We start from the raw sequence: 23,088 nt of genomic DNA, 5'->3' as shown, positions 1-23,088 counted from the left end.
CCCTCATGGTGCAGATCAAGACCCCCGAGCAGATCGCGAAGATGCGTGAGGCGGGACTGGTCGTCGCCGCCATCCACGCGGCGACCCGTGAGGCGGCGGTCCCCGGCGCGACGACGAAGGACCTGGACGAGGTCGCCCGCAAGGTGATCGACGACCACGGCGCGAAGTCGAACTTCCTGGGGTACGGCGGTTTCCCCGCCACCATCTGCACCTCGGTGAACGAGGTCGTCGTCCACGGCATCCCGGACGGGAAGACGGTCCTCAAGGACGGCGACATCATCTCCGTCGACGCCGGCGCGATCGTCGACGGCTGGCACGGCGACGCGGCGTTCACGGCGTTCGTGGGCGACGGTCACGCTCCGGAGCTCGTCGAGCTGTCCCGGGTGACCGAGGAGTCCATGTGGGCCGGTATCGCCGCCATGAAGAACGGCAACCGGCTGGTCGACGTCTCCCGTGCGATCGAGACCTACATCCGCCGCCAGCCGAAGCCGGGCGGCGGCCGCTACGGCATCATCGAGGACTACGGCGGCCACGGCATCGGCACCGAGATGCACATGGACCCGCATCTGCTGAACTACGTCAGTCGCAAGCGCGGCAAGGGCCCGAAGCTGGTCCCGGGCTTCTGCCTGGCGATCGAGCCGATGGTGTCGCTCGGCACCCCGCACACCGAGGTGCTCTCCGACGACTGGACCGTGATCACCACGGACGGCACCTGGTCCTCGCACTGGGAGCACTCGGTGGCGCTGACGGAGGAGGGCCCGCTGGTGCTGACGGCCGTCGACGGCGGCCGGGCGAAGCTGGCGGAGCTGGGCGTCACGGCGGCGCCGGACCCGCTGGCCTGAGCGGGCGGCGCGGCACACCGGGGGCGGCGGGGGAGACCCTGCGGCCCCCGTTCTGCTTAAGGATCTCCCACCTTGGGCAAACTCCACGGATTCGTCTTTTCCAGGGGCCTGACGTAGACTGATGCGTCGGTTCGCGTGTACCCGTATGCCCGCTTGCGGTCCAAGGGCGACAAGAGCCGATCAAGGTAGCCGATTCGAAGGGCGAAGCGTGGCCAAGAAGCAAGGTGCCATCGAGATCGAGGGCACCGTGATCGAGTCCCTGCCGAACGCCATGTTCAAGGTGGAGCTCCAGAACGGTCACAAGGTCCTCGCGCACATCTCCGGCAAGATGCGGATGCACTACATCCGAATCCTTCCGGACGACCGGGTCGTCGTGGAGCTCTCTCCGTACGACCTGACGCGTGGCCGGATCGTCTACCGCTACAAGTAGATCTTGCCCTCACCCCTCCCGAGGGGTGCTGGCACTGACCCGGAGAACCTCACATCCCATGAAGGTCAAGCCGAGCGTCAAGAAGATCTGCGACAAGTGCAAGGTGATCCGCCGTCACGGCCGGGTCATGGTCATCTGCGACAACCTGCGCCACAAGCAGCGCCAGGGCTGACGCACGCCGACCTGCACTTCGCAGATCTTCGCGCGACGCGAGCAAAACACGTTCACCAGCAGGGCCCGCCCAGTCCGCAAGGACCGGCGGCACCTCCGGCGGGGGCCGGGGACCGGGACGTACCACCTCTCCTTCGGGAGCGGTCGGCGGCCCGGGACGGTTCTGCTGCAGACCCCCGAACACCACAGGAGCCATTGAATGGCACGCGTTTCCGGTGTTGACATCCCGCGCGACAAGCGCGTGGAGGTCGCACTCACCTATGTCTTCGGCATCGGCCGCACCCTGGCGAAGGAGACCCTCGCCGCGACCGGTGTGAACCCGAACACCCGCGTTCGTGACCTGGCCGAAGAGGACCTCGTCAAGATCCGCGAGTACGTGGACGCCAACCTCAAGACCGAGGGTGACCTCCGTCGCGAGATCCAGGCCGACATCCGCCGCAAGGTCGAGATCGGCTGCTACCAGGGTCTGCGCCACCGTCGCGGTCTGCCGGTCCACGGTCAGCGCACCAGCACGAACGCCCGTACCCGCAAGGGTCCGCGTCGCGCCATCGCCGGCAAGAAGAAGCCGGGCAAGAAGTAGTCCTCAGCAGGACGCTCTACCAGCGGTCTTCGCTGTAGGACCGACCACCTCCACGGGAGAAATACATGCCCCCCAAGGGACGCCAGGGCGCCGTCAAGAAGGTGCGCCGCAAGGAAAAGAAGAACGTCGCTCACGGCCACGCGCACATCAAGAGCACGTTCAACAACACGATCGTCTCGATCACGGACCCCAGCGGCAACGTGATCTCCTGGGCCTCCGCCGGCCACGTCGGCTTCAAGGGCTCGCGCAAGTCCACCCCCTTCGCCGCGCAGATGGCCGCCGAGTCGGCCGCCCGCCGCGCGCAGGAGCACGGCATGCGCAAGGTCGACGTGTTCGTCAAGGGTCCGGGCTCCGGCCGTGAGACCGCGATCCGTTCCCTCCAGGCCACCGGCCTCGAGGTCGGCTCCATCCAGGACGTCACCCCGACGCCGCACAACGGCTGCCGTCCCCCCAAGCGCCGCCGCGTCTGACGCGTCGCCGCTGCACGGCTGACTCCGGGCGCCGACGTGTCCGACACGTCACGTCCGGTCCGAGGCTCCGGGCGGTACGGCCCCTCGTGGGACGTGCCGCCCGTATCCTTGCAGCACGCAGTATTTTCGACAGCCGGGTCTCGGCCCGGTCGAGTCGGGCGTCAAATAGCGGGCGCCCATGACTGAAGGATCACAGACATGCTGATCGCTCAGCGTCCCTCGCTGACCGAAGAGGTCGTCGACGAGTACCGCTCCCGGTTCGTGATCGAGCCGCTGGAGCCGGGCTTCGGCTACACCCTCGGCAACTCCCTCCGCCGTACGCTCCTCTCCTCGATCCCGGGCGCGGCCGTCACGTCCATCCGGATCGACGGCGTCCTGCACGAGTTCACCACCGTGCCGGGCGTCAAGGAGGACGTCACCGACCTCATCCTGAACATCAAGCAGCTGGTCGTCTCCTCGGAGCACGACGAGCCGGTCGTGATGTACCTGCGCAAGCAGGGCCCGGGTCTGGTCACCGCCGCCGACATCGCGCCCCCGGCCGGTGTCGAGGTCCACAACCCCGACCTGGTCCTGGCCACGCTGAACGGCAAGGGCAAGCTGGAGATGGAGCTGACCGTCGAGCGCGGTCGCGGCTACGTCTCCGCCGTGCAGAACAAGCAGGTGGGCCAGGAGATCGGCCGGATCCCGGTCGACTCCATCTACTCCCCGGTGCTCAAGGTCACGTACAAGGTCGAGGCCACCCGTGTCGAGCAGCGCACCGACTTCGACAAGCTGATCGTCGACGTCGAGACCAAGCAGGCCATGCGCCCGCGCGACGCCATGGCGTCGGCCGGAAAGACCCTGGTCGAGCTGTTCGGTCTGGCGCGCGAGCTCAACATCGACGCCGAGGGCATCGACATGGGCCCGTCCCCGACGGACGCCGCCCTGGCCGCCGACCTGGCGCTGCCGATCGAGGAGCTGGAGCTCACGGTCCGCTCCTACAACTGCCTCAAGCGCGAGGGCATCCACTCCGTGGGTGAGCTCGTCGCCCGCTCCGAGGCCGACCTCCTCGACATCCGCAACTTCGGTGCGAAGTCGATCGACGAGGTCAAGGCGAAGCTGGCCGGCATGGGCCTGGCCCTCAAGGACAGCCCGCCCGGATTCGACCCGACCGCCGCCGCCGACGCCTTCGGCGCGGACGACGACGCGGACGCCGGTTTCGTCGAGACCGAGCAGTACTGAGCACCTCCCGGCGGGGTGCGGGGCCGTGCGCCCCGCACCCCGCCGGGGTGGCTGCCTCCGGGGCCACGGCCCCGGGCTCCGGGCGCGAGCCCGGCACGGATGTCCCCGGCACCGCCGGGGGGTGCGCGAGGGGCGCGAGCCTCTCGCACAGGCTGACACCGGTACCTGACACGGCCGGTGCAGATCAGAAGGAGAAGAACCATGCCGAAGCCCGCCAAGGGTGCCCGTCTGGGCGGCAGCGCCGCGCACGAGAAGCTGCTTCTCGCGAACCTCGCGAAGTCGCTCTTCGAGCACGGCCGCATCACCACGACCGAGGCCAAGGCCCGCCGCCTGCGCCCCGTCGCGGAGCGTCTGATCACGAAGGCGAAGAAGGGCGACATCCACAACCGTCGCCTGGTGCTGCAGACGATCACGGACAAGAGCATCGTCCACACGCTCTTCACCGAGATCGCCCCGCGTTACGCCGAGCGTCCGGGTGGCTACACCCGGATCACCAAGATCGGCAACCGCCGTGGTGACAACGCCCCGATGGCCGTGATCGAGCTCGTCGAGGGCGAGATCGCGAAGAAGGCCACCGTCGCCGAGGCCGAGGCCGCCGCCAAGCGCGCGGTCAAGGAGGCCGACGAGGCCAAGGCCGAGGAGACCAAGGCCGAGGACGCCGCCGAGGCTCCGGCCGAGGAGTCGAAGGACGCCTGAGGCGTTCCGAGACGGCTCTACGGCTGACGGACGGGCCCGTTCCCCATCTTTTCCGGGGGCGGGCCCGTTCCCTTGAGAGGACCTGAGAGGCATACGAGACGTGAGCGATGACGTGAGGCCCGGGTTCGTGCGGGTGCGGCTGGACCTGTCCTACGACGGCAGGGACTTCTCGGGCTGGGCCCGGCAGACGCGTGGGCAGCGGACGGTCCAGGGCGAGATCGAGGACGCGATCCGTACCGTCACCCGTTCACAGGACGCGTACGAGCTGACCGTCGCAGGCCGCACGGACGCCGGTGTGCACGCCCGCGGCCAGGTCGCGCACGTCGACCTGCCGCAGGACCTCTGGGCCGAGCACCGGGAGAAGCTGCTGCGGCGTCTGGCGGGCCGGCTGCCCCACGACGTCCGGGTGTGGAAGGCCGAGGAGGCCCCCGCCGGCTTCAACGCCCGCTTCTCGGCGGTCTGGCGGCGCTACGCCTACCGCGTCACCGACCACCCGGCGGGCGTCGACCCGCTGTTGCGGGGCCATGTGCTGTGGCACGACTGGCCGCTGGACCTGGATTCCATGAACGCGGCGGCCGAACGGCTCCTCGGGGAGCACGACTTCGCCGCGTACTGCAAGAAGCGCGAGGGTGCCACCACCATCCGGACGCTCCAGGAGCTGCGCTGGGAGCGCGACGCGTCCGGGATCCTGACCGCGACCGTGAAGGCCGACGCCTTCTGCCACAACATGGTCCGCTCGCTCGTCGGCGCGATGCTGTTCGTCGGCGACGGCCACCGGCCGGCGGACTGGCCGGCGAAGGTCCTGGCCGCCGGTGTCCGTGACTCGGCGGTCCACGTCGTGCGGCCGCACGGGCTCACGCTGGAGGAAGTCGGTTATCCCGCCGACGAACTGCTGGCCGCCAGGAACCTGGAGGCGCGGAACCGGCGCACGCTTCCGGCCCGGCGCGCGGGGGCGGCCGGCTGCTGCTGAGCCGGCGGCCCGCTGTGCGGGTTTCGCCGCCCCCTCGTCCTCGGCACCCTCCCTCGCGTCGGGGCGGGTTCCGGGGACGAAACGTGACGCGGCGGTGCCCCGCCCTCGACCTGGTGCCTCCCGGCGCATCCGGCCCCGGCAGGGGCGCGGTCGTTCCGCCTCCGTGCGTTCGGCCGGGGCGGGACCGCGCCGGAGTTCCCCGGAACCGGCGGGGGATCACGGCGTCCCAGACCGGGGAGCAGCGGTCCGCCGGACGGCGGCAGGAGGCGCGCCGCCGCTCGACGAGGCCGCGCCGGCGCGGTCGGGGGCCGTCAGCCCGCCGGGGCCGTGGCCGCGGCGGACGCCTGCATCTCGCCGCGGCGCACGATCTGGCGGAACGTGAACTCCGCGAGGTCGTCGCCCGGCTGGAACGCCTTGCTGTCGCCCTTGGTGACGGACTTTCCGCTGACGTAGCCGGTGGCGGTGAAGTAGGCGTACCGGCCGTAGGAGTTGCCCACGAAGCGGCACACCGGCCCACCCTTGCAGAAGGCGGCGACGCCCGAGCCGGAGAGCGGGGCGATGCTGCGGGCGGACTGCTTCACGGCCGCCTGGGCCTGCGCCTCCGTGGGGAAGACGGCGACGCCGATGGTGACGGCCACGCCGTCCTTGGTGTAGGTGGCGCGGATGACCTGGTCGCAGCCGTGCGAGCGGAGCGCCGCGCCCAGTGAGGCCCGGGTCGCGGAGGCGCAGTTCTTGGTGCCGGCCGTGGGGCCCTTGGCGTAGACCCGGTCGCCCATCGTGAGCCTCTTCCCCGGGAAGAGGGTGTCGGCGCTCAGCGGCGCGGTGTCCTTCTTCGCGCTGGAGACGAAGTCCTTGGGGTTCGGCGGCGGCGGGGGAGCGACCGTCGAGAACGACGGCTCCGGCTGTGTGGTCTCGTTCGGCAGCTCGGGAGCCGTGGGCAGGTCACTGGCGTTCTTGCCGGAGGGCGCCGCGTCGTTGGTGAAGACGACGGCCGTGGCCACGAGCGCGGTGACGGCCGCCGTCGCGACACCGCCCGCCCCGATGAGCAGCCACCTCCTGCGGCGGGCCCGTGCGGCGGAGGCGTCGGCCAGCGCCGCCCAGTCGGGCGTCGAGGACGCCGGCTCCTCGTAGGACTGGTACGGCTGCCGCGGGTCCTGCGGCCACTGCGATCCCCCAAAGCTCATGCCGCGCATCCTAAACCTGTTGGGCGTGAGCATGTCCTGCGGTGAGAATGCCCACCATGGGACATCTCGAGGCCGCGCATCTGGAGTACTTCCTCCCGGACGGGAGGGTGCTGCTCGGCGACGTGTCGTTCCGGGTGGGCGAGGGGTCGGTCGTCGCCCTGGTCGGGGCGAACGGCGCGGGCAAGACGACCCTGCTGCGCCTGCTCTCGGGTGAGCTGAGGCCGCACGGCGGCACGGTGTCGGTGAGCGGCGGCCTCGGTGTGATGCCGCAGTTCGTGGGTTCCGTGGGGGCGCCTCCCGTGCCCGGAGGGCCACGGGGGAGGGACGAGCGCACGGTCCGGGACCTGCTGGTCTCGGTCGCGCCGCCGAGGATCAGGGACGCGGCGCGCGCGGTCGACGAGGCAGAGCACCGGATGGGGATCCGGGGGTGTCCCCCGGAAGATCAGCCCACGAGCGTCGACGACGAGGCCGCGCAGATGCGGTACGCGCAGGCGCTCAGCGACTGGGCCGAGGTGCAGGGGTACGAGGCCGAGACCGTCTGGGACATGTGCACCACGGCCGCGCTGGGCGTTCCCTACGAGAAGGCACAGTGGCGCCTGGTGAGCACACTGTCCGGCGGCGAGCAGAAGCGGCTGGTGCTGGAGGCGCTGCTGCGCGGCCCGGACGAGGTGCTGCTGCTCGACGAGCCGGACAACTATCTGGACGTACCGGGCAAGCGTTGGCTGGAGGACCGGCTTCGGGAGACCCGCAAGACCGTGCTCTTCGTCTCGCACGACCGGGAGCTGCTGGCCACGGCCGCGCAGAAGATCGTGGCCGTGGAGCCGGGGCCCGCGGGCAGCGACGTCTGGGTCCACGGCGGCGGCTTCGGCACCTTCCACGAGGCCCGGCGGGAGCGGTTCGCGCGCTTCGAGGAGCTGAAGCGGCGCTGGGAGGAGGAGCACGCCCGGCTGAAGGCCCTGGTCCACAAGCTGCGCCAGCAGGCGGCGATCAGCCCCGACATGGCGTCGCGGTACCGCGCGATGCAGACGCGGTTCAGGAAGTTCGAGGAGGCCGGCCCGCCGCCGGAGCCGCCGCGCGAGCAGGACATCCGGATGCGGCTGCGCGGCGGCCGGACCGGCGTACGAGCCGTGACCTGCGAGGACCTGGAGCTGACGGGGCTGATGAAACCCTTCTCGCTGGAGGTCTTCTACGGCGAGCGGGTCGCCGTGCTCGGCTCGAACGGTTCGGGCAAGTCCCACTTCCTGCGGCTGCTGGCGGGGGAGGACGTGGCCCACACGGGGACGTGGAAGCTGGGCGCCCGGGTGGTGCCCGGGCACTTCGCCCAGACCCACGCCCACCCGGAACTGCTCGGCCGCACGCTCGTCGACATCCTGTGGACCGAGCACGCCAAGGACCGCGGCGGCGCGATGAGCGCCCTGCGCCGCTACGAGCTGGAGCGCCAGGGCGACCAGACGTTCGACCGGCTCTCGGGAGGGCAGCAGGCCCGCTTCCAGATCCTGCTGCTGGAGCTGCGCGGCGCGACCGCGCTGCTGCTGGACGAGCCGACCGACAACCTGGACCTGGAGTCCGCGGAGGCGCTGCAGGAGGGCCTGGAGGCGTACGAGGGCACGGTGCTCGCGGTGACGCACGACCGCTGGTTCGCCCGGTCCTTCGACCGCTTCCTCGTCTTCGGCTCGGACGGGGCGGTCAGGGAGGCGCCGGAGCCGGTCTGGGACGAGCGCAGGGTGGTCCGGGCCCGGTAGCGGAGGCCCGGGGGCCGCCCTGCCGGGCCGCGCCGCCGGGACGGGGGCGTTTTGACCCGTGCGGGGGAGCGCGGGTATTCTGCTGGTTCGTTATGCGTATTGGCTTGCTCTATCTCACGTGAGGGGCCCTTACGCCGGTCCACCGGGCCGATGACCAGCGGCATGCACTCGGGTTGCGTCCCCGATGTGCGGCCAGGGCTGTCGTGATCGTCCGGGTGGCCTTGTCAGGACCCCGTCCTCCGTGCTCTCGCGAGCCGGGGGATCCCCATCACTGAAGAAGCGAAGGCTACGACCGTGCGTACGTACAGCCCCAAGCCCGGCGATGTGACGCGCCAGTGGCACGTCATCGACGCCCAGGACGTCGTCCTGGGTCGTCTGGCCACGACCGCTGCCACCCTCCTGCGCGGCAAGCACAAGCCGATCTACGCGCCCCACGTCGACGCTGGTGACTTCGTCATCATCATCAACGCCGACAAGGTGCACCTGTCCGGCAACAAGCGGACCCAGAAGATGGCGTACCGCCACTCCGGCTACCCGGGTGGTCTGCGCTCCGTCCGCTACGACGAGCTGCTCGACAAGAACCCCGAGAAGGCCGTCGAGAAGGCCGTCAAGGGCATGCTGCCCAAGAACTCCCTGGGCCGTCAGATGCTCTCGAAGCTGAAGGTCTACGCGGGCGAGAACCACCCGCACGCTGCCCAGCAGCCGGTCCCGTTCGAGATCACCCAGGTCGCGCAGTAAGTCCGGCCACCCCCTAAGACGAACAGAATCTGAGGAGAATCGTGGCCGAGACCACCACCGAGACCCCGCTCGAGGGCGAAGAGACCTACGCCGAGGTCACCACCTTCGAGTCCGAGGCCCCCGTCGAGGGCGAGTACACGAGCGAGTCGCTCGCGTCCCGCTTCGGCGAGCCGCAGCCGGCCGCCGGCCTGGGCCGCCGCAAGAACGCCATCGCGCGTGTCCGCATCGTGCCGGGCACCGGCAAGTGGACGATCAACGGTCGCACCCTCGAGGACTACTTCCCGAACAAGGTGCACCAGCAGGAAGTCAACGAGCCCTTCAAGGTGCTCGAGCTCGACGACCGCTACGACGTCATCGCCCGCATCGCGGGTGGCGGCGTGTCCGGCCAGGCCGGCGCCCTGCGCCTCGGCGTGGCCCGCGCGCTGAACGAGGCGGACGTGGAGAACAACCGCGGCCCGCTGAAGAAGGCCGGCTTCCTGCGCCGCGACGACCGTGCGGTCGAGCGGAAGAAGGCCGGTCTGAAGAAGGCCCGCAAGGCCCCGCAGTACAGCAAGCGCTAATCGCCTGCTCGCCTGTACGGCCTACGTTCGCCCCGGCGGCACTCGGTGCCGCCGGGGCGTTCCGTATATCGGACCCGGGGCGCCCCCGGGGTGACACGGCCCCGTACCCCCGGCGTATAACGGCACACGGGGGACCCCGCACCCTCGCGCAGGGACACCGCGGGGCCTGCGTTTTCGGAGCACAATCGGAGGACACCAGTGGGACGACTCTTCGGCACGGACGGTGTGCGCGGTGTCGCGAACGCGGATCTGACGGCGGAGCTGGCGCTCGGCCTGTCGGTCGCGGCGGCGCACGTGCTCGCCGAGGCGGGCACGTTCGAGGGCCATCGGCCGACGGCGGTGGTCGGACGTGATCCCCGCGCGTCCGGGGAGTTCCTGGAGGCCGCCGTGGTGGCGGGTCTCGCGAGCGCGGGCGTGGACGTCCTGCGGGTCGGTGTGCTGCCCACCCCTGCGGTGGCGTACCTCACCGGCGTGCTCGGCGCCGACCTCGGCGTGATGCTCTCCGCCAGCCACAACGCCATGCCGGACAACGGCGTCAAGTTCTTCGCCCGCGGCGGCCACAAGCTCGCCGACGAGCTGGAGGACCGCATCGAGGCCGTCTACGAGGAGCACCGCACCGGTGCGCCGTGGGACCGTCCGACCGGCGCGGGCGTCGGCCGGGTCCGGGACTACGACGAGGGCTTCGACAAGTACGTCGCCCACCTCATCGCCGTGCTGCCGAACCGGCTGGACGGGCTCAAGGTCGTCCTCGACGAGGCGCACGGCGCCGCGGCCCGGGTCTCGCCCGAGGCGTTCGCGCGGGCCGGCGCCGAGGTCGTCACGATCGGCGCCGAGCCGGACGGCCTCAACATCAACGGCAACTGCGGTTCGACCCACCTCGGCCTGCTGAAGGCCGCGGTCGTCGACCACGGGGCCGACTTCGGCATCGCCCACGACGGCGACGCCGACCGCTGCCTCGCCGTGGACGCGGAGGGCAACGAGGTCGACGGCGACCAGATCCTCGCGGTGCTGGCGCTCGCGATGCGCGAGGCGGGTACGCTGCGCGGCAACACCGTCGTCGCCACCGTGATGTCGAATCTGGGCTTCAAGCTGGCGATGGAGCGCGAGGGCGTCGAACTGGTGCAGACGGCCGTCGGCGACCGCTATGTGCTGGAGTCGATGAAGGAGCACGGCTACGCCCTGGGCGGCGAGCAGTCCGGCCACGTCATCGTCCTCGACCACGCCACCACCGGAGACGGCACGCTCACCGGGCTGATGCTGGCGGCCCGCGTCGCCGCGACCGGCCGTTCCCTGGCGGAGCTGGCCGGCGTCATGGACCGCCTCCCGCAGGTCCTGGTCAACGTCCCGGACGTCGACAAGTCGCGCGTCTCGTCGTCGGCCGAGCTGGCGGCCGCCGTCGGCGACGCCGAGCGCGAGCTCGGTACCACCGGCCGGGTGCTGCTGCGCCCCTCCGGCACCGAGCCGCTGGTCCGGGTGATGGTGGAGGCCGCGGACATCGAGCAGGCCCGCTCGGTGGCCGGACGGCTCGCCGACGCGGTGAAGTCCGCGCTGGGCTGACGCGGGACTCCGCGGCCCGCCGTTCGGGGGAACGGCGGGTGTCGCGTACGGCGGCCCGGAGGCACGGCTCGTACGTTCGGCCGGTATGACGTACACATCAGCTGACCTCTCTTCAGGGCCCAGCCGTCGCTCCGCGCTGGCCGGGATCTTCGGCGGCGCCGGGGCGGCCGTACTGGCCGGCTGCACCTCGTCGGGGGCGAGGCCCGCGAACGCGCCCACGCCGAGCGGGGCGACTCCGCCGCAGCCCCAGGCGGACGACCCGACGCCCGGGGCGATGACGCTGTTCAAGGAACCGGCCTACAACTTCAGTTGTCTGTGGGCTCTCGGCGGGGCCGGGTTCAGCGCGGGGGAGGTGGGCGAGGTCCTGACCGCGGTGAACACCGTCAACAAGGCCGGCCTCTCCGCGCAGACGTACGTCAAGACCTTCCGCGAGCTCGGCGACAAGCTGATGGGGCCGCCCCCGGGCAGCAAGCCCGACGACCAGACCACCCGCTTCCGTGCGCTGCGCGCCGCGCAGTACTACGCCCAGGCCCTGTTCTTCGTCCTCGGCTCGGACGACCCGGGCAGCGAGGAGGACCTGTACAAGGCGGGGCGTGGCGCCTGGGACAAGTTCTGCGACCTGTGCGACCCGGCGCCGGTGAAGGCGAACGTCCCGTACGGCAAGACCCCGCTGCCGGTGTGGTTCTTCCGGCCGGACCCGTCGAACACCCGCCGCCCCACCGTGATCCTCACCAACGGCAGCGACGGACAGAACGTCGACATGTGGACCTACGGCGTGGCGGCCGCTCTGGACCGCGGCTGGAACGCCCTGGTCTACGACGGCCCCGGCCAGGGCCAGCTGCTCTTCGTGGACCAGGTCGTCTTCACCCCGACCTGGGAGAAGGTCGTCGGGCCCCTCCTCGACTGGCTGTCGCGGCGTTCCGACGTGGACACCGCCAAGATCGGTCTCACCGGGCTGAGCATGGCCGGTGACCTGGCGCCCCGGGCCGCGGCCTTCGAGGACCGGATCGCCGCGCTGGTGGCCATGCCCGGCTGCGTGGAGCCGTGGCTGGGCTTCCCCCCGGAGGTCCGGGAGATCCTCACCCCGAGCAAGGAGGAGACGAACAACATCTGGAACGAGGAAGTCGTTCCCGGAATGTCTCCCGCAGACGCCGCGACGATGAAGAAGCGCTTCGAGCCCTTCTCCATCCCGGCGATGCTCGCCGCCCGCGAGGGCAAGATCTTCACCGACTTCTACACGCCCGCCAAGCGCATCCAGGCGCTGACGATCACGGACATCGTGCCGCGCATCAAGACGCCGACGCTCGTGCTCGACTACGAGGACGAGCAGTTCTACCCGGGCCAGGCCCAGCAGATGTTCGACGCACTGACCGCGCCCAAGGACTATCTGAAACTCACCGCGGCCGAGGGTGCGCAGCTGCACTGCTCGCCGATGGCGCCGCAGCTGCACTGCGAGGTCGTCTTCGACTGGCTGCAGGGGACGCTGGGGTAGTCCGTCCGGACGCTCCGGGGCGGGCACGGCGCCGGGCCGGGTCCGCCCCGTCGTCGTTCCGGGCTCGGTCGCCCCGGTTCAGTCGCCCCGCAGCAGGTCGAACACGTCGACGGGCGGCGGGAACCGAGGGGCGCAGCGGCGGCAGGCGTACACGTTCCAGCCGGGACCGCTCGCACTGTGGACCTCGTGCACCAGTACGGGATCGTCCGTGACCTGCTCGCACCGCACGCACATCCGCACGGGCGGCGGCCGTTCCGGAGAGCGGTCGCGGTTCATGCGGCCGCCTCGCGGAGGAGGGCGTCGCCGAGGTACGGGCGCACCAGCGCGCCCGCGCACCCGTCGAGCGGTCCGTCCAGGCCGTACGGGCTGCGGTGCGCGGGCAGGGTCGGCGCCGGGCGTGCGACCGGCGCGGGCGGGGGAGTGCTGCCGGGGCCCGCTCCCGGAGGGAAGCGCCGGTCCAGCCGACCCCGCAGCCGTGCGGCGAGGCGGGGGATAAGGTCGGTCACGTCATCGGCTCCTTGGTTTCCTGGTCGGTTGATGGCCATGCCCCGGGACGGCTGCATCCGTCGCCGGGGCTTGTCGTTGCAGCGTAGAGGAGGTGTACTACCCCCGTCTAGCCCCTGGGATAGCTATGGAATGTGGACACCCGCCGTCTACGGTCGCGATCATGAGGATTGACCGGGAAGGCCCCGTGCCGCCGTATCAGCAGATCGCCGCGTTTCTGCGGGAGCGCATCGAGAGCGGCGCGATTCCCCCTGGACGGCGCATTCCGAGCCTGGTCGAACTCGAAGCGGAATTCGGAGTGGCCAGGGACACCCTGCGCAAGGCAGTGAAGGTACTCAAGGACGAGGGCCTCGTCGAAACCGTGACGGGCATGGGCGTCTTCGTCGTGGACGGCAAAGGAACGGGCGCCTGAGCGACAGAATCCTTGGCGAATCGTTCGCGCGCACCATTCGTGCGACGCTCAGACTCCCGCCGGCTTCGACATAGCCCGGCGCTGGCGCGTCCACAGCCACTTCTGGACGAACAGCGTGAGGGTCCCCGCCAAGACGATCCCGAGCAGGTTCAGCAGCAGCTGCAGGCTGGAGCCCCCTGCCTGCCCGTAGCGCGTAACCGGGTGGCACCACCGGCAGACTCAGGGTGCAGCCCGCCGGCGGCTCCTCGGCGTGTGCCCGGTCGGCCGGCGGCGGGTCAGAGCTTGCGCAGGGAGAGCCGCTGGACCTTGTGGTCGGGGCCCTTGCGCAGGACCAGGGTGGCACGCCCGCGCGTCGGGGCCACGTTCTCCTGGAGGTTGACGCCGTTGATCGTGCGCCACATCGTCCGCGCGTAGTCCAGTGCCTCCTCCTCGGAGACCTGGGTGTACCTGCGGAAGTAGGAGGACGGGTCCTGGAACGCGGTCTCGCGCAGCTTGCGGAAGCGGTTGAGGTACCAGCGTTCGATGTCCTCCGGGCGCGCGTCCACGTACACGGAGAAGTCGAAGTAGTCGGCGAGACCGACCCGGGTGCGCCCGTCCTTGCCGGGCAGGGCGGGTTGGAGGACGTTGAGGCCCTCGACGATCAGGATGTCGGGGCGGCGCACGGTCAGCCGCTCGCCCGGGACGATGTCGTAGATGAGGTGCGAGTAGACGGGTGCGGACACCTCGTCCTTGCCGGCCTTGATGTCGGCGACGAAACGGGTCAGGGCGCGGCGGTCGTACGACTCGGGAAAGCCCTTCCGCGACATCAGCCCCCGGTCCTGGAGCTCCTTCATCGGGTAGAGGAACCCGTCGGTGGTGACCAGTTCGACGCGGGGGTGCTCGGGCCAGCGGGCGAGCAGCGCCTGCAGCAGCCGGGCCACCGTGGACTTGCCGACGGCGACGGAGCCCGCCACGCCTATGACGAACGGGGTGCCGCGCTGGGTGCCGTGGCCGTTGCCGGCCTCGCCGAGGAAGGTGTTGAGGGCGCCGCGGAGATTGGCGGTGGCCCCGACGTACAGGTTGAGCAGCCGGGACAGCGGCAGATAGATGTCCCGTACCTCGTCCAGGTCGATGACGTCACCGAGGCCGCGGAGCCGCTCGACCTCGGCGGCGGTCAGCGGCAGCGGCGTCTTCTCGCGGAGGGCGCTCCACTCCTCACGGGTCAGGTCGACATACGGGGACGCCTCGGTCCGGTCGCCCCTGCGGCTTCGTGGCGGCGAAGTGATCACATGCCCATTGTCGGGGCTGCGGGCGGGTCGTGGGGGGTGGGCTCGGTCACGCGGCGGCCGGGCCCGGCTCCGGATGATCACGTGGGTATCACGGTTCGGGCAGCGTTGCACCCCGCACGGTCACCTCGCCGACCGGCCCCCGCCGCCGGCCGCACGACCGGCCGGCGGCGGACCGCCGCGCTCACGCGGTCCGCGACGGCGGCGGGCGGGGCGCCGGAGTCGTAGGCTGCCGCCATGTGCGGAATCGTGGGTTACGTGGGAGCGCAGTCCGCGCTCGATGTCGTCATCGCCGGGCTCAAGCGGCTCGAATACCGGGGCTACGACTCGGCAGGCGTGGCCGTGCTCTCCGACGGAGGGCTGGCCGCGGCCAAGAAGGCCGGGAAGCTGCTCAACCTGGAGAAGGAACTCACCGACCGGCCGCTGCCGAGCGGGTCCACTGGTATCGGGCACACGCGTTGGGCCACCCACGGCGGCCCCACCGACGCCAACGCCCATCCGCACCTGGACAACGCCGGGCGCGTCGCCGTCGTCCACAACGGCATCATCGAGAACTTCGCCGCGCTGCGGGCCGAACTCGCCGAGCGCGGCCACGACCTCGCCTCCGAGACGGACACCGAGGTCGTGGCCCATCTGCTCGCCGAGGAGTTCTCGTCCTGCGGCGAACTCGCCGAGGCCATGCGGCTGGTGTGCCGGCGGCTGGACGGTGCGTTCACGCTCGTCGCCGTCCACGCGGACGAGCCGGACGTCGTCGTCGGCGCACGGCGCAACTCCCCGCTCGTCGTAGGCATCGGCGACGGCGAGGCGTTCCTGGCATCGGACGTCGCCGCGTTCATCGCCCACACGCGATCGGCCGTCGAGCTCGGGCAGGACCAGGTCGTCGAACTCCGGCGCGACGGCGTCACGGTGACCGACTTCGACGGCGCGCCCGCGGAGGTGCGCTCGTACCACGTGGACTGGGACGCCTCCGCCGCCGAGAAGGGCGGCTACGACTACTTCATGCTCAAGGAGATCGCCGAGCAGCCGAAGGCCGTCGCCGACACGCTCCTCGGGCGGATCGACGCCGAGGGATCGCTCACGCTCGACGAGGTGCGGATCCCCGCGGCGGTGCTGCGGGAGGCGCACAAGGTGGTGATCGTGGCGTGCGGCACGGCGTTCCACGCCGGGCTCATCGCCAAGTACGCCATCGAGCACTGGACGCGGATCCCGTGCGAGGTGGAGCTGGCGAGCGAGTTCCGCTACCGCGACCCGATCCTCGACCAGCGCACCCTCGTCGTCGCCATCTCGCAGTCCGGCGAGACCATGGACACGCTCATGGCGCTGCGCCACGCCCGTGAGCAGGGTGCGAAGGTCCTCGCCATCTGCAACACCAACGGTTCCACGATCCCGCGCGAGTCGGACGCCGTGCTCTACACGCACGCCGGGCCGGAGGTCGCGGTGGCCTCGACCAAGGCGTTCCTGACCCAGCTGGTGGCCTGCTACCTGGTCGCGCTGTACCTCGGGCAGGTGCGCGGCACCAAGTGGGGCGACGAGATCCGGGCCGTCATCCGGGACCTCTCGCAGATCGCCACCCAGGTGGACCAGGTCCTGGAGACCATGGAGCCGGTGCGCAAGCTCGCCCGTTCGCTGGCCCGCAAGAACACGGTGCTCTTCCTCGGCCGGCACGTCGGTTACCCGGTGGCCCTGGAGGGCGCGCTGAAGCTCAAGGAACTCGCCTACATGCACGCCGAGGGCTTCGCGGCCGGCGAGCTCAAGCACGGGCCCATCGCCCTGATCGAGAACGGTCTGCCCGTGGTCATCGTCGTGCCGTCGCCGCGCAGCCGTTCCGTGCTGCACGACAAGATCGTGTCCAACATCCAGGAGATCCGGGCCCGCGGCGCCCGGACCATCGTCATCGCCGAGGAGGGGGACGAGGCGGTCGAGGCGTACGCCGACCACCTGATCCGCATCCCGCAGACCCCGGCACTGCTCCAGCCGATGGTGGCGACCGTCCCCCTCCAGGTCTTCGCCTGCGAACTCGCCACCGCCCGTGGCAACGAGGTGGACCAGCCGCGCAACCTGGCGAAGTCGGTCACCGTCGAATGATCATCGGGGTGGGGATCGACGTCGCCGAGATCGACCGCTTCGAGGAGGCGCTGCTCAGGACACCGGCGATGGCCGACCGGCTCTTCCTGCGGAGCGAGCTGTTCCTCCCGAGCGGGGAACGGCGCGGAATCGCCTCCCTCGCGGCACGCTTCGCCGCGAAGGAGGCGGTGGCCAAGGCGCTGGGCGCACCGGCAGGGCTGCTCTGGACGGACTGCGAGGTCTACGTCGAGGACTCCGGCAGGCCGCGCCTCCGGGTCACCGGCACGGTGGCGTCGGCGGCGCGGGAGCGGGGGGTGCGTTCGTGGCACATCTCGCTGAGCCACGACGCGGGGGTGGCGTCGGCGATGGTGGTCGCGGAGGGGTAGGACCTGCCCGAGGGCCCCCTGGCCGGTCGGACCACCCGGGGCCGGTCCCGGTCCTGGACGGCGGGTCGGCCTGCGCCGACGGCCCTCCGCCGCCGGAGCCGGGTGCGTTTCGGCGTGGCTCCCCCCGCAGGAGGGCGAGTCACGCCCCTCATCGCGTCTCCCCCCGCCTGCCGCGCCACGACCTGCGGGGCGGCCGGTTCGACCGGGACCGGCCGGAGGGGGTGACGCCCGTCGAGAGGGCGCCGAACATCACGCCACCGCAGGCGCCACGCACGCGCGCACGGCATGCTTCTGAGCATGCGTCATGCCTACAGCGTCGACACCGTAAGGGCCGCCGAGGCCGAACTGATGGCCGGCCTGCCGGAGGGTGCCCTCATGCAGCGGGCCGCCGCGGGGCTCGCCGCGGCGGTCGCCGGTCTGCTGCCCCGCGTCTCCGGCGCCCGGATCGTCCTGCTCGTCGGCAGCGGCGACAACGGCGGCGACGCCCTGTACGCGGGCGCCCGGCTGGCCCGCCGCGGCGCCGGCGTGAGCGCGGTGCTGCTCGCCCCGGACCGCGTCCACCGCGGCGGGCTCGCGGCGCTGCGGGTCGCCGGGGGCCGGGTCGCCGAGGACCCATTCGCCGTGCTCGCCGTCGCCGACGTCGTCCTCGACGGCATCACCGGCATCGGCGGCCGGGGCGGTCTGCGCCCGGACGCGGTCCCGCTCGCGCGGGCCGCGCGCGGCTCCGGCGCGACGGTCGTCGCCGTCGATCTGCCGAGCGGTGTCGAGGCGGACACGGGCGAGGTCGAGGGCGAGGCCGTGCGGGCCGACGCCACCGTCACCTTCGGCACGTACAAACCGGGCCTGCTCGTCGATCCGGCCCACGAGTACGCAGGCGCCGTGCGGCTCGTCGACATCGGCCTCGGTCCCCGGCTGCCGTCCGTACCGGACCTGGAGGCGCTGCAACACGCGGACGTGGCACGTCTGGTGCCGGTGCCCGCCGCGGAGAGCGACAAGTACCGGCGCGGGGTCGTCGGCGTCGTGGCCGGGTCGGCCCGCTACCCGGGCGCCGCGGTGCTGGCCGTGGCGGGCGCGGTGCACGGCGGCGCCGGGGCCGTGCGGTACGTGGGGCCCGGGGCGGACGCGGTGATCGCCCGGTTCCCGGAGGTGCTGGTGCACGGCTGGCCGCCGTCCCGCGCGGGCCGGGTACAGGCCTGGGTCGTCGGACCGGGCCTCGGCGACGCTCCGGGGGTGGCGGAGGTGCTGGAGTCCGACGTCCCGGTCCTGGTCGACGCCGACGGCCTCCGGGGCCTCGACCCGGACACGGTGCGGGCCCGCAGCGCCCCGACGCTGCTCACTCCGCACGCGGGCGAGGCGGCCGTGCTGCTCGGGGTGGAGCGCGGGGAGGTGGAGGCCGCGCGGCTCGGCTCCGTACGGGCGCTGGCCGCCAAGTACGGCGCCACGGTGCTGCTGAAGGGCTCCACGACGCTCGTGGCCGACGCGGACGCCCGCCGCCCGGTCAGGGTGAACCCGACGGGCACCTCCTGGCTCGCCACGGCCGGCAGCGGCGACGTGCTGTCGGGGCTCGCCGGCTCGCTCCTCGCTGCCGGCCTCGAACCGCTCGACGCCGCCTCCGCCGCCGCGTATCTGCACGGCCTGGCGGCGCGGCTCGCCTCGCGGGGTGCCCCGGTGACCGCACAGGAGGTGGCGGGGGCGATTCCGCGGGCCTGGCGCGACACGCGGACACCCTGACGTGCCGCAGGCCACAGCGCGTGGGTGACCAGGGCCACTCGTGGTCGTTGCCGTACGAACTGAGCGGCGGGCCTCTGAGAGACTGAGCGCGATGACTCAGAACGCACCTTTCCGGGCCCGTGCCGAGATCGACCTCGCCGCGCTGCGCGCCAACGTCCGCGCACTGCGTGCGCGGGCGCCCCGCGCCGCCCTCATGGCCGTGGTCAAGTCGGACGCGTACGGACACGGGATGGTGCCCTGTGCGAAAGCCGCCCTGGCCGCGGGCGCCGACTGGTTGGGCACCGCGACGCCGGAGGAGGCGCTCGGACTGCGGGCCGCCGGGATCGGCGGCCGGGTGATGTGCTGGCTGTGGACGCCCGGAGGCCCTTGGCGCGAGGCGGTCGAGGCGGACCTGGACGTGTCGGTCAGCGGTATGTGGGCGCTGCGCGAGGTGACGCGGGCGGCCGCGGCGGCCGGCCGCCGCGCGAGGATCCAGCTCAAGGCGGACACGGGCCTGGGGCGCAACGGCTGCCAGCCGGCCGACTGGGCGGAACTGGTCGCGGCGGCCCGGGTCGCCGAGGAGGCGGGCACCGTCAGGGTCACCGGCCTGTGGTCGCACTTCGCCTGCGCCGACGAGCCCGGTCACCCCTCCATCGCCGCCCAGCTGTCCGTCTTCAAGGACCTGGTGGCGTACGCCGAGAAGGAGGGAATCGAGCCGGAGGTGCGGCACATCGCCAACTCCCCGGCCACGCTGACCCTTCCGGAGAGCCACTTCGACCTGGTGCGCACGGGCGTCGCGGTGTACGGGATCTCGCCGAGCCCGGAGCTGGGCACACCCGCCGACTTCGGGCTGCGCCCGGTGATGACGCTCAGGGCGTCGGTGGCACTGGTGAAGCGCGTCCCCGCCGGACACGGCGTCAGTTACGGGCACCACTACGTCACCGGCGGTGAGACCACCCTTGGCCTGGTGCCGGTGGGGTACGCGGACGGCATCCCGAGGCACGCCTCCGGCCGCGGTCCGGTGCTGGTCGGCGGCGAGTGGCGGCGAGTGGCGGGCCGGGTGGCGATGGACCAGTTCGTCGTCGACCTCGGCCCCGAGGGGGAGTCGGTCGAGGAGGGCGCGGAGGCGGTGCTGTTCGGCCCGGGCGACGGGGGCGAGCCGACCGCCCAGGACTGGGCTGAGGCGGCGGGCACGATCGCCTACGAGATCGTGACCCGGATCGGGGCGCGCGTCCCGCGCGTCCATCTCCACGAGGACGACCTCCACGAGGGCGACGGCACGGCATCCGGCGACTGACCGGACGACCAGGAGACGACCACCAGTAGGAGCGGCACGGTGAGCGAGAACAGCGCGGGGGACGTGGCGGCGGCGGTGACCGACGCCGCCACGGGCAACTGGCGCCGGGCGGGTGTCGCCGGCGCCGCCATAGGGGTGATCGCCGCCGGTGCGGCGGCGGGCGTCGCGATGGAGCGGATGACCGTGGGCCGCGGCATGCGCCGGAAGGCCAGGCTCGCACTGGACGCCTCCGGGCCGTACGGGGCGCTTCGCGGCACTCCGGGCAGGGCCGTCGCGGACGACGGCACGGCCCTGTACTTCGAGACGGACGAGGTGGATCCGGAGACGGGCGGCACCGCGCCGCGCCGGCGCAGGCTGTTCGGCCGCAAGGCCCCCGCGCCGGTGACCGTCGTGTTCTGCCACGGCTACTGCCTCAACCAGGACTCCTGGCACTTCCAGCGGGCCGCGCTGCGCGGGCTGATCCGTACCGTCCACTGGGACCAGCGCAGCCACGGCCGGTCGGGCCGGGGTGCCGCCCAGACCGGCCCGGACGGGGTGCCGGTCTCCATCGACCAGCTGGGCCGTGATCTGAAGGCGGTGGTCGACGAGGCCGCTCCGGAGGGGCCGCTGGTGCTGGTGGGTCATTCGATGGGCGGTATGACGTTGATGGCGCTGGCCGCCGCGTACCCGGAGCTGATCCGGGAGAGGGTCGTGGGCGCCGCGTTCGTCGGCACCTCGGCCGGCCGGCTCGGGGAGGTGAACTACGGCCTCCCGGTGGCGGGTGTGAACGTGGTGCGCCGGGTGCTGCCGGGGGTGCTGAAGGCGCTCGGCTCGCAGGCGGAGCTGGTGGAGCGGGGCCGGAGGGCGACGGCCGACCTCTTCGCCGGGCTGATCAAGCGCTACTCGTTCAGCTCCAGGGACGTGGACCCGGCGGTGGCCAGGTTCGCCGAGCGGATGATCGAGGGGACGCCGATCGACGTCGTCGCCGAGTTCTACCCGGCCTTCGCGGAGCACGACAAGGCGGCGGCGCTGGACGTCTTCCAGGAGGTCCCGGTGCTGGTGCTGGCCGGGGACCGCGACCTGGTCACCCCCAGCTCGCACAGTGAGGCGATCGCGGACCTCCTGCCGGACGGGGAGCTGGTCATCGTGCCGGACGCGGGGCACCTGGTGATGCTGGAGCACCCCGAGGTGGTCACCGACCGGCTGGCGGACCTGCTGGTGCGGGTCGGGGCGGTCCCGGCAGCGGCTAACGTTGGCACGTATGGAAGCACCGCACAGCCCGGCGGCTGAGACCGCTCACCGGTCCGCCGTCCGTCTCACCCTCACCTCGCCGGAGCAGACCCTGGAGCTGGGCCGCCGGCTCGCCAAGCTGCTACGGCCCGGTGACCTCGTGATGCTCACCGGCGAGCTCGGCGCCGGCAAGACGACCCTGACGCGCGGGCTCGGCGAGGGCCTGGGCGTGCGCGGTGCCGTCACCTCCCCGACCTTCGTGATCGCCCGGGTGCATCCGTCCCTGGTCGGCGGACCCGCGCTGGTGCACGTGGACGCCTACCGGCTGGGCGGCGGGCTGGACGAGATGGAGGACCTCGACCTCGACGTGTCGCTGCCGGAATCGGTCGTCGTCGTGGAGTGGGGCGACGGCAAGGTCGAGGACCTGTCGGAGGACCGCCTGCACGTGGTCATCCACCGCGTCGTGGGCAACACGGACGACGACCGCCGCCAGGTCACGCTCACCGGCACCGGTCCGCGCTGGGCGGACGCCGGACTGGCCGGGCTCAGCGCCTGAGCCCATGCCGGGTCCGGACGCCCGGCGTCCGCCGGGACTCCTCGTCCGCCCGTGTGTACGTTCCGACAAGACGTCGGCAAGGTGTTGCGTGCGCCGCTCCGGGCATGGTCACATTGAGGGCAGTACGTGGTTAGGTCTGCCTAACCACGCCTGCCCCCGGAGCACCAGGAGGCATCCATGCCGGCGTCCGAGCACGAAGCGCAGTCGCGGCCGAAGCCGTCGCCCCGGCCGTCGCCGGCGGCTGTCTCCATGCGTGATCTGCTGGCGTCGTGCGCGGCGGCCAGCGCGGTCTCCACGCCGCCGCGCGACCGCGGCGAGTCCGTACCGGCCGGGGACCCATCCGAGCGGGAGTCCCGCCGCGACGCGGCATAGTCCGTTCGGGTGAAACTCCCGGGCGCCGTGAGTGCCTTCCGGGTGCCGCGGGGCGCCGGTCTCCCTGCTCCGCTACGGCACGACGACGATCTTCGAGCCGATCGTCGCGAACGTCCACATGGCGTCGCCGTCGGCCCGCTTCATGCGTACGCCGCCGGTCTTCCTGCCCGGGTCCGGACTCGCCATCGACCCGTCCACGGCGGCACTGAAGCCGATCGACACGTCGTCGACCTTGGCGAACCGCACGACGTGCTCGATCTCCACGCCGTCCGAACCCTCGATCCGGCCGCTGCGCGACGTCACCTCGTACGTGCCGGGCCGCGGGCTGACCGTGCTGGGCACGACCGGGAACGTCTGGGTGAGCTGACCCGCGCCGACCAGCCAGACCCGGCGCTCGGCCAGCGAGTAGACCACGCGCACGCCCTTGCCGGATCCCGTGGGGACGGCCAGCGGGTCCTTGCGCGGTTCCTCGGCGGCGGCCTCCGAGGGGCGGGCGCTGGGGGCGGCCTTCGCGGGCTTCTCCAGGCTCGCCGGCACGTTGGCGGAGGCCTGGTACGCGAGGAACGTGACGACGGCGAGGGCCGCAGCGGTGAGCCCGGTCACCGTTCCCGAGCTGCTCCTTGCCACGCCTGCTCCCCTCGCCCGCACACCTGCCTGAGT

26 protein-coding genes and 1 pseudogene are annotated in these 23,088 nt (G+C 72.0%); 21 read left to right on the top strand and 6 right to left on the bottom strand.

Features of this window, described 5'->3' with window-relative positions; translation table 11 throughout:
- Nucleotides 1-5: 5 nt before the first annotated feature.
- The 8 genes from map to truA all read left to right on the top strand — a co-directional run bounded on the left by map (nucleotide 6) and on the right by truA (nucleotide 5,380).
- Nucleotides 6-842: a type I methionyl aminopeptidase gene (gene map / locus O7595_RS13075; protein ID WP_269728890.1), complete on the top strand. Its 837-nt coding sequence runs from the start codon at nucleotides 6-8 to the stop codon at nucleotides 840-842.
- Between the two features lie 208 nt (nucleotides 843-1,050).
- Nucleotides 1,051-1,272, top strand: coding sequence for a translation initiation factor IF-1 (gene infA, locus O7595_RS13070; protein WP_003956442.1), 222 nt, complete (start codon nucleotides 1,051-1,053; stop codon nucleotides 1,270-1,272).
- Between the two features lie 58 nt (nucleotides 1,273-1,330).
- Complete coding sequence (gene rpmJ, locus O7595_RS13065) at nucleotides 1,331-1,444, top strand: 50S ribosomal protein L36 (protein WP_003956441.1); 114 nt, start codon at nucleotides 1,331-1,333, stop codon at nucleotides 1,442-1,444.
- Between the two features lie 198 nt (nucleotides 1,445-1,642).
- The gene (rpsM, locus tag O7595_RS13060; RefSeq protein ID WP_093656368.1) at nucleotides 1,643-2,023 is read left to right on the top strand and encodes a 30S ribosomal protein S13; all 381 of its coding nucleotides are present in this window, start codon (nucleotides 1,643-1,645) and stop codon (nucleotides 2,021-2,023) included.
- A gap of 65 nt (nucleotides 2,024-2,088) precedes the next feature.
- On the top strand, nucleotides 2,089-2,493 hold the full coding sequence (gene rpsK, locus O7595_RS13055) for a 30S ribosomal protein S11 (RefSeq protein WP_017949643.1): 405 nt from the start codon (nucleotides 2,089-2,091) through the stop codon (nucleotides 2,491-2,493).
- A 198-nt stretch (nucleotides 2,494-2,691) separates the two neighbouring features.
- On the top strand, nucleotides 2,692-3,714 hold the full coding sequence (locus tag O7595_RS13050; RefSeq protein ID WP_003956430.1) for a DNA-directed RNA polymerase subunit alpha: 1,023 nt from the start codon (nucleotides 2,692-2,694) through the stop codon (nucleotides 3,712-3,714).
- Between the two features lie 201 nt (nucleotides 3,715-3,915).
- The gene (rplQ, locus tag O7595_RS13045; protein ID WP_269728889.1) at nucleotides 3,916-4,410 is read left to right on the top strand and encodes a 50S ribosomal protein L17; all 495 of its coding nucleotides are present in this window, start codon (nucleotides 3,916-3,918) and stop codon (nucleotides 4,408-4,410) included.
- A 100-nt stretch (nucleotides 4,411-4,510) separates the two neighbouring features.
- A complete protein-coding gene (gene truA / locus O7595_RS13040) occupies nucleotides 4,511-5,380 on the top strand; it encodes a tRNA pseudouridine(38-40) synthase TruA (RefSeq protein ID WP_269728888.1) in 870 nt (289 codons plus the stop codon).
- 311 nt (nucleotides 5,381-5,691) lie between these two features.
- Here truA and O7595_RS13035 read toward each other — a convergent pair whose 3' ends face one another.
- Entirely contained in the window at nucleotides 5,692-6,564 is an 873-nt protein-coding gene (locus tag O7595_RS13035; RefSeq protein ID WP_269728887.1) for a hypothetical protein, read from the bottom strand.
- A gap of 56 nt (nucleotides 6,565-6,620) precedes the next feature.
- On the opposite strand from O7595_RS13035, the gene O7595_RS13030 reads away from it, so the two are divergent.
- From O7595_RS13030 to O7595_RS13010, 5 genes are all read left to right on the top strand, one after another.
- Nucleotides 6,621-8,306, top strand: a complete 1,686-nt coding sequence (locus tag O7595_RS13030; RefSeq protein WP_269728886.1) for an ABC-F family ATP-binding cassette domain-containing protein — start codon at nucleotides 6,621-6,623, stop codon at nucleotides 8,304-8,306.
- Nucleotides 8,307-8,600: 294 nt separating this feature from the next.
- Nucleotides 8,601-9,044, top strand: a complete 444-nt coding sequence (rplM, locus tag O7595_RS13025; protein WP_017949632.1) for a 50S ribosomal protein L13 — start codon at nucleotides 8,601-8,603, stop codon at nucleotides 9,042-9,044.
- A 41-nt stretch (nucleotides 9,045-9,085) separates the two neighbouring features.
- A complete protein-coding gene (gene rpsI, locus O7595_RS13020) occupies nucleotides 9,086-9,604 on the top strand; it encodes a 30S ribosomal protein S9 (RefSeq protein WP_093656348.1) in 519 nt (172 codons plus the stop codon).
- A 198-nt stretch (nucleotides 9,605-9,802) separates the two neighbouring features.
- Complete coding sequence (glmM, locus tag O7595_RS13015) at nucleotides 9,803-11,161, top strand: phosphoglucosamine mutase (protein ID WP_269728885.1); 1,359 nt, start codon at nucleotides 9,803-9,805, stop codon at nucleotides 11,159-11,161.
- An 85-nt stretch (nucleotides 11,162-11,246) separates the two neighbouring features.
- Complete coding sequence (locus O7595_RS13010) at nucleotides 11,247-12,653, top strand: alpha/beta hydrolase family protein (protein ID WP_269728884.1); 1,407 nt, start codon at nucleotides 11,247-11,249, stop codon at nucleotides 12,651-12,653.
- 78 nt (nucleotides 12,654-12,731) lie between these two features.
- Here O7595_RS13010 and O7595_RS13005 read toward each other — a convergent pair whose 3' ends face one another.
- Both O7595_RS13005 and O7595_RS13000 read right to left on the bottom strand, forming a co-directional pair.
- Nucleotides 12,732-12,929 (bottom strand): hypothetical protein, encoded by a 198-nt coding sequence (locus tag O7595_RS13005; protein WP_269728883.1) that lies wholly within the window; start codon nucleotides 12,927-12,929, stop codon nucleotides 12,732-12,734.
- Nucleotides 12,926-13,159: a hypothetical protein gene (locus O7595_RS13000; protein WP_332328157.1), complete on the bottom strand. Its 234-nt coding sequence runs from the start codon at nucleotides 13,157-13,159 to the stop codon at nucleotides 12,926-12,928. The genes O7595_RS13005 and O7595_RS13000 overlap by 4 nt, the downstream gene beginning before the upstream one ends.
- Nucleotides 13,160-13,320: 161 nt before the next feature.
- Between O7595_RS13000 and O7595_RS12995 the strand changes: the two genes are divergently transcribed.
- Nucleotides 13,321-13,569 (top strand): GntR family transcriptional regulator, encoded by a 249-nt coding sequence (locus O7595_RS12995; protein WP_269728882.1) that lies wholly within the window; start codon nucleotides 13,321-13,323, stop codon nucleotides 13,567-13,569.
- Nucleotides 13,570-13,617: 48 nt separating this feature from the next.
- Here O7595_RS12995 and O7595_RS33830 read toward each other — a convergent pair.
- Both O7595_RS33830 and coaA read right to left on the bottom strand, forming a co-directional pair.
- Nucleotides 13,618-13,752, bottom strand: a pseudogene (locus O7595_RS33830) (DUF389 domain-containing protein); the annotation flags it as partial.
- A 92-nt stretch (nucleotides 13,753-13,844) separates the two neighbouring features.
- On the bottom strand, nucleotides 13,845-14,837 hold the full coding sequence (gene coaA, locus O7595_RS12990; RefSeq protein WP_269728881.1) for a type I pantothenate kinase: 993 nt from the start codon (nucleotides 14,835-14,837) through the stop codon (nucleotides 13,845-13,847).
- Between the two features lie 234 nt (nucleotides 14,838-15,071).
- On the opposite strand from coaA, the gene glmS reads away from it, so the two are divergent.
- The 7 genes from glmS (at nucleotide 15,072) to O7595_RS12955 (ending at nucleotide 22,428) form a co-directional block, all read left to right on the top strand.
- Nucleotides 15,072-16,919 (top strand): glutamine--fructose-6-phosphate transaminase (isomerizing), encoded by a 1,848-nt coding sequence (glmS, locus tag O7595_RS12985; RefSeq protein WP_269728880.1) that lies wholly within the window; start codon nucleotides 15,072-15,074, stop codon nucleotides 16,917-16,919.
- Entirely contained in the window at nucleotides 16,916-17,284 is a 369-nt protein-coding gene (locus O7595_RS12980; RefSeq protein WP_269728879.1) for a holo-ACP synthase, read from the top strand. The genes glmS and O7595_RS12980 overlap by 4 nt, the downstream gene beginning before the upstream one ends.
- A 297-nt stretch (nucleotides 17,285-17,581) precedes the next feature.
- On the top strand, nucleotides 17,582-19,015 hold the full coding sequence (locus O7595_RS12975; RefSeq protein WP_269728878.1) for an NAD(P)H-hydrate dehydratase: 1,434 nt from the start codon (nucleotides 17,582-17,584) through the stop codon (nucleotides 19,013-19,015).
- A gap of 91 nt (nucleotides 19,016-19,106) precedes the next feature.
- On the top strand, nucleotides 19,107-20,291 hold the full coding sequence (gene alr / locus O7595_RS12970; RefSeq protein WP_269728877.1) for an alanine racemase: 1,185 nt from the start codon (nucleotides 19,107-19,109) through the stop codon (nucleotides 20,289-20,291).
- A gap of 39 nt (nucleotides 20,292-20,330) precedes the next feature.
- Nucleotides 20,331-21,560, top strand: coding sequence for an alpha/beta fold hydrolase (locus O7595_RS12965; RefSeq protein ID WP_269728876.1), 1,230 nt, complete (start codon nucleotides 20,331-20,333; stop codon nucleotides 21,558-21,560).
- The gene (tsaE, locus tag O7595_RS12960; RefSeq protein ID WP_269728875.1) at nucleotides 21,532-22,056 is read left to right on the top strand and encodes a tRNA (adenosine(37)-N6)-threonylcarbamoyltransferase complex ATPase subunit type 1 TsaE; all 525 of its coding nucleotides are present in this window, start codon (nucleotides 21,532-21,534) and stop codon (nucleotides 22,054-22,056) included. Before O7595_RS12965 ends, tsaE begins: the two co-directional genes overlap by 29 nt.
- A 177-nt stretch (nucleotides 22,057-22,233) precedes the next feature.
- Nucleotides 22,234-22,428: a hypothetical protein gene (locus tag O7595_RS12955; RefSeq protein ID WP_269728874.1), complete on the top strand. Its 195-nt coding sequence runs from the start codon at nucleotides 22,234-22,236 to the stop codon at nucleotides 22,426-22,428.
- Between the two features lie 72 nt (nucleotides 22,429-22,500).
- On the opposite strand, the gene O7595_RS12950 is transcribed toward O7595_RS12955, so the two are convergent.
- Complete coding sequence (locus O7595_RS12950; RefSeq protein ID WP_269732478.1) at nucleotides 22,501-23,031, bottom strand: L,D-transpeptidase; 531 nt, start codon at nucleotides 23,029-23,031, stop codon at nucleotides 22,501-22,503.
- Nucleotides 23,032-23,088 lie beyond the last annotated feature (57 nt).

The organism is Streptomyces sp. WMMC940 (assembly GCF_027460265.1).
Lineage (GTDB): Bacteria > Actinomycetota > Actinomycetes > Streptomycetales > Streptomycetaceae > Streptomyces.
Note: the sequence above shows the minus strand (reverse complement) of the source record. Positions and strands in the feature narration are given on the sequence as shown.